Source organism: Staphylococcus sp. HMSC065D05 (genome assembly GCF_001813195.1).
GTDB lineage: Bacteria > Bacillota > Bacilli > Staphylococcales > Staphylococcaceae > Staphylococcus > Staphylococcus epidermidis.
In genome coordinates this window covers 164,228-170,318 of sequence record NZ_KV811763.1, presented here as the reverse complement: position 1 = coordinate 170,318, position 6,091 = coordinate 164,228, and the positions used below count along the sequence as shown (strand labels likewise).

The following is a 6,091-nucleotide window of genomic DNA, read 5'->3' as shown; positions in this document are numbered from 1 at the left end:
TCCTAATTATTTTTACTTCTAAGTTGTTTTATGAATTTTAGTGATCATTTCACGAGTGCGACCATGAAAAATTATAATGGTATACGAGTGACATGTAGTTTAAAACTATACGCTTCATCTTAGTAGAGATTTTCTTACGTGTAGCGTAATTATTTCCAGGTAATATACGAGCCAATTAAATATCCTCAGATAATCAAATATATATATAAACAAACAGCATGATTACTAAAAAGAATAAATTTAAGCACTTCGACAGAAACAGTAATACCACGTGTTAATTCTCACATACAATGGTGTCAAAATGATTGAATTTATCGAGTGTCTAAGCAATTTAAATATGCCATAAATGGATATCTGAAAAAACACATACATGTTCTGTCAAAATCAAATCGATGTCTAAACCTTGTTGTATACATATCTAGGAGTCTTAAATGAACAACGAGACCTGCTTAATACGTATTTCGACGTAATTGAAAAGAATTACAGAAAGATTTGAGCGAATAATGAAAGAAAATGAGGCGTGTGATTTTAAAAAGTTGAAAAAATGATTGGATATTGATAAAAATTAAATTAAAAATCTCCCCACCATACTCACATGAAAATGTGTAGGTAAGATGGGGAGTTTATGGGATTGATAATTTTTATTTGAAAATATTAAAGTATTTAAAAACCAAATTTCTAAGACAATTCATTATACTTAATTTTGTTATCTTTACTTTTTGCTATAGGATACTTCTCCGCGTTCTTCACTAACTTCTTACGGATAATATCATTGATATCAAAATTTAAATTGTCTGCTAACATATAGCTATATATTAAAACATCTGCTATTTCTTCAGCTAACCTTTCACGATTAGTTTCTACTACTTCATCAGATGTTTTCCATTGGAATAATTCCAATAACTCAGCTGCTTCTAAAGTAATGGACAATGATAAATCTTTCTCATTATGAAATTGTCTCCAGTTACGAGCATCTCTAAATTTATTAATTTCTTTCACGATATCATTAATTTCATCCATTGCTCTCACCCTTTGCTGCTATTTTTAGCGCTTCTCTTAACTGATCATCTACAGCATAAATATATAAGCCATTTACACCACGTGTTAATAAGACATTTAATTCATTCTTCAAAAGCATTTCTGAAAAATACTGTTTTGATCCGTCTTTTAACGTTCTTCTTTGCGTAGCTTTTTTATTAGCACTCTCACTTTTGTCAAAAATAATTTTACCATTTCTATATTTAACTGAAGGTCCTATAATGACGCCTGCAAAGTTTAAATCTAAACCTTGTATAGTAAATGTTGAGCCTATTTCATCAATTGTTTGATCTTGCTCAACCCACGGTAAGCTAACTTGATTTCTATTAGCTTTTAATTGATAATTCCAAGGCATGGACCAATTTCCGATTTTAACTCTCCAAAAGTCTTCATGATTAGGCGGCTTGGTTCCATACTTCCAATCAAATGTAGCAAGCATTCGTGATATACCACTATCTGTATGTGTAGCTTTTATCTTAATAGCTTTTTCTAACTCATCTGGTGTATCAAAGATTTTAATATCATATCCTAATTTATCTTTAGGTATAGAATTTATTACTTGATAATCAACTAAGTTTCTGATCCAATTAACAGTTGAAATATCACTATTTATACGCATTTGATTTCTCAATGTTACATGATTACTATTACTTTTGGCTTTATCAAAATATTCATTCAACTTATCTATTTCCCAAATTTGTTCAGTAGTAAGAACTTGTTTTATATCAAATACAATTACCACAACCTTGGCTCTCGCCAATAAATCATCTAAATGATTTTTACCTTGATAACTTTGCTTCCCTTGAGTTAAAAGTAAGTGTGCTTCATCAACAATAACTACATCTACTTTTTCATCTGATGAGTTGTTATTAATAAAACTAGTAGGTTTTTGAACAATTTTATTTTTTTTATTAGCTATACCTAATTTAGAAGCTATTTGACTATATATAGAAACATGCTCATTATGGTTAACTAAAAGATGAATATCTAAATTTTCATCTAAATCCAAATTGTATTTTCCTAGTTCATAAAGTAATGTACTCATTAGAACTGTTTTACCCGAGCCCGCTTCTCCTTCAACAATAATTAATTGTCCATCTTCATTTGAAAGTATACTTTCTTTAATTTTAGTTAGTATTTCTTCTTTAGCATTAATTTGTTCTTGTGTCAATTTATGAAATGGAGATGCTTTGAATATAGCTGAATCTTTAATAATACTTTCTATAGGAAATAACGATTTATTTTTTTTATTTAAAGATTGCCATATTTCAGAGAATATTTCATCAAGCATTTCCGATGTATAATATTCATTTTGTTGATTTGTTCTACTATTATGAACTCTAGATATATTCTCTACACTCAACAAATACTGCATTAATCTATTTTCAATATCGAGAGTCAAAGATTTATTAAATAATTCATGACCAATCACATACATTGATGATTTTTTTGATTCAGAAAAATCTTCCCAAAATGATTTCACCTTCGTATCAGCATTTAGATGCTGTCTTGTTCTATTTCTTATATCAGCTGTTTCTCCCACATAAACTTCAAAATTATTTTCACTCTTTTTGTCATTAATGATATACACAGTCGGATATCTCAATAAAAATTTCCCATTTGCTGAAGTATTCCACTTACGTACTGAGTTATCTAAATTCTCTAGTGAATAGTTAATATTTTCTATTTTTAATAAGTTTCCCATTATATCACCTATCAATTTCTCATATATACGTCTCTATTTTATCAATTTTATGCTAAATTAATATACTTTTTTTTATTGAGAAAAAATTGTAATCATCGAGATAGTATACTGTGTATATGATACTCAAGTTACGTGAATACCTTAAACCAAACCGTCCAACTGTTGCATAATTGATTCTCTAACGATTATTCACCTTGATTAGTCACATTCTTATTTATTTTATAAATATAATTATATTTATAAAATAAAAATAAAATTATATTTAATAATAACCTAAAAATCAAATGAACATCTGATCTAATATATCTATTTTGTGAAGTGTCATATAATATTAAAGAAGAACTAATAACTCCCTAAACAATTTTAAACACAAAATTACTTAACATAATATCTACATGTTCTTTCTTAATACACTAAAAACCTTATACCTTATGGTACGCTTTCCTGAGCTAGTGATATTCCTAAAAAACACTTATCGATTAATTCGTTAAGTGTCTTCACTATATTTAACCAGTATTTCTACTGATTTTTTAAACCTCTTTTTCACCTTAAACTAAGACTTTTCAATCTATAATTTGCTTTAAACTTTCACCTATCTTATCTAATTCAGACATTGCATTGTCAACCCAATCTCCTTTAGCTGATTTTTCAAACTCACTTCTAAAAGAATTACAATGACTAATTGTTTGCTCAATAAGCTTTTTTTCTTCGTTTTTCATTTTGTTTTCATGGTCATGATGTCGCTTGTTATGTTCTGGTGCAATGACATTTGTAATACGGTTTTTTTCCATCATTTTTTTCAGTTCACTTACAGCTGAACCATCAAATGCAACTGGGTTTGCCATTAACATAACTTAATCACCCTCCTTTATTTTCTCAAATTGCTTTAAATATTCTTTTCTTAGTTCATCTTTGTAATTTTCTAATTTTATCTCACTTTGTCTAAGTCGTTGATTGACTTCATACTCGTATTCTTCTATATTGTTTAGCATTCTACCATTAGCTTCATTACTATAATTCATTTTTTCTTTTAAATGTAAAAACAAATCATAGCTTTCCTCATTTTCTCTTCGTATTTGATGCCTTAATTCATTTAGTTTTTGTAACGCTTGATCTACTTGTTTTTTTTCTGTGTCGTATACGTCTTCTAATTCATTAAGTTGCTTATATTCAGAAAACATCATGCTAAATCTCCAATTTGACTTGCGAGCGATTGATCTTTTTCAATAATTTCATTGATACTCGTCTTAATTTTTGAAATATAAGTATCATACTGTGATGATACATTCGTGAGTTGTGTTAATTTATAAGAAATCTTACTATGCGGCATCGTTACTAATTTGTTTTCATTAACATTGCCCACATCTAGGGCGTCTAGGACTTCTCCATCGGAAAGATGTTTTCCCAACGCACTTCCAGACTCCCGGGCGTCTTCCCAATTTTTTTTAAACAACTTTTTCATATCAGCGTACAACTTTCGCAACTGTTGAATCTCTTCTTCTACCATTTGACTTAAACTTACAGCTATCGAAAGCGCTGTTAAAAATTCTAAAATCTTTTGTTGAGATGACGATAATGCTCCGCCGCTTGCTTGTACCATATTCGCTTTCACCGCATCAATTTGTTGTAATTTTTTTGACGCCTGCTTTTTCGCAGTCACAAAGGATTTATTGTTGGCATCTTGATATCCCTTTAGCTTCTCTAATTCTGCTTTGATTTCACGTTGCTCGCGTTTCCCTAAAAACCCGAGCATGGAATGCCCTTTACCATTTTTAATTACCATTTCATTTCCTGCAGATACATATTCAGTCTTTTTTATAATGCCATTTAATTCATCCTTGTCAGAAACAATTCTTAATATGTTACCATCATAACTTTTAATAAACGACTCTATATATGCATCTTTTTCTTTATCATGAAGGCTAGATATTGGTCCCTTTATAATTCTTCTAAAATCTTTAACCGTTAGTGGTGCAGGATTATAAGCAACCACATTGTCAATATCATTACTAACACCTATGATAATCGCATCACGGCCACCCAAAGAGTGACCTGTGATCGTATCTATCTCATAGTCTTTTTTAATATCTTTGATAAATTGTTGCGTGTTTTTAAAACGCGCATCTTTATCTGTAACAGTGTTTAATCCAATGTTTGTATCTGCGGCAAAATCTAGCATTGATCCTCTTGCATCTATGGCCTCTTGTTTATCCTTAATAAAATTAAAGGGGTTAAGCGTATTTTTTAATTGTTTCTCATGTACATTTGTCCCAGCCATTCCCACAGTCACTTTTCCTGTATCTTTATTTAAAAAGGCAGTTGACGTCGTGCCTGTATTAGGGTCCGTATAGCTTTTAAGGTAATTAAGATTGTTTGGAAATGTTCCTTTTGCTTTCAATTTTTCTAACTGACCACGAATTTTATCATCACCTAAATTATGATCATTTGCATTTTCTATTTCATAACTAACTTTAGACACAGTGCTAGTTTCTTCAGAATTACTAGTGATATTTTCTGTTTTTATTTGATATTCAGTTGAGCTCATATTTAATGACCCTCACTTGGTTTATAGTCTAAACTATCAGAAAAATATATGTTTTCTTTAGGTTTTTCGATAAAAGTAAATTCAATATCTTTAGACCCAATAGAAGAACCTTTTAAGTCACCTGTACCTTTTAACAATAATTTAGGTGGTTGTTGGGTAGGAATATCGTATCTCTTTCTTAATTGTTTTACATTATAATCACTATTTTCTAAATCATACTCTGCTGAATAGCTAGGAACTTTTGGATTAGTTGCTATTTTTCCATTTTTATAATCTTTTAAAGAGTTGAAATTTGCATATTGAGAAAAAAACTTGAATTCTTCTATTTCCTTCTTTACATTAAAATTTTCAATTCTTTCAGTTGGAATGATTTTATTATTTTCCATTTTTATAGGGTATTTTTTTTGAGTATTTTGACTAACCCCTTTACTATCCGTAGATATTTTATTAATTATATAATTTCCTTTTGATGTCCTTGTATTTCGATTTACTTTCAAAACCATACCTCTCGTTTCAAGATCATCACCTTTACGTTGTATAGCCATTTCAGAATATAATGTCCATGTCCCTTTATCATCTTTATCAAATTCTTCATCTCGATAACCTTCTTTATCGTATAGGTCCTCAAGGTTTTTGATAGGATACATACCTAATGTTTTTTCAAAACTCTTTTTAATTTTTTCTTCTTTATTATCTTCTTTTGTCATACTTCCACATCCCCCATTAAAAATCGTTAAAATTAAGAAACTTGCAAACAAAACTAATTTTTTTGAATGTTTCATATTTTCACATCTCTCTATTTA

Annotated in this window: 6 protein-coding genes; all 6 read right to left on the bottom strand. The window is 29.4% G+C overall.

The window, feature by feature from the left end:
- Window positions 1-678: 678 nt before the first annotated feature.
- Complete coding sequence (locus HMPREF2897_RS08885) at window positions 679-1,020, bottom strand: nucleotide pyrophosphohydrolase (RefSeq protein WP_070593013.1); 342 nt, start codon at window positions 1,018-1,020, stop codon at window positions 679-681.
- A complete protein-coding gene (locus HMPREF2897_RS08880; protein WP_070593011.1) occupies window positions 1,013-2,743 on the bottom strand; it encodes a DUF2075 domain-containing protein in 1,731 nt (576 codons plus the stop codon). The genes HMPREF2897_RS08885 and HMPREF2897_RS08880 overlap by 8 nt, the downstream gene beginning before the upstream one ends.
- Window positions 2,744-3,306: 563 nt before the next feature.
- Window positions 3,307-3,594 (bottom strand): hypothetical protein, encoded by a 288-nt coding sequence (locus HMPREF2897_RS08875; RefSeq protein WP_070593009.1) that lies wholly within the window; start codon window positions 3,592-3,594, stop codon window positions 3,307-3,309.
- Between the two features lie 3 nt (window positions 3,595-3,597).
- The gene (locus HMPREF2897_RS08870) at window positions 3,598-3,924 is read right to left on the bottom strand and encodes a hypothetical protein (protein WP_070593021.1); all 327 of its coding nucleotides are present in this window, start codon (window positions 3,922-3,924) and stop codon (window positions 3,598-3,600) included.
- The gene (locus HMPREF2897_RS08865; protein ID WP_070593007.1) at window positions 3,924-5,288 is read right to left on the bottom strand and encodes a hypothetical protein; all 1,365 of its coding nucleotides are present in this window, start codon (window positions 5,286-5,288) and stop codon (window positions 3,924-3,926) included. The genes HMPREF2897_RS08870 and HMPREF2897_RS08865 overlap by 1 nt, the downstream gene beginning before the upstream one ends.
- 2 nt (window positions 5,289-5,290) lie before the next feature.
- Window positions 5,291-6,070 (bottom strand): tandem-type lipoprotein, encoded by a 780-nt coding sequence (locus tag HMPREF2897_RS08860; protein WP_070593005.1) that lies wholly within the window; start codon window positions 6,068-6,070, stop codon window positions 5,291-5,293.
- Window positions 6,071-6,091: the final 21 nt, after the last annotated feature.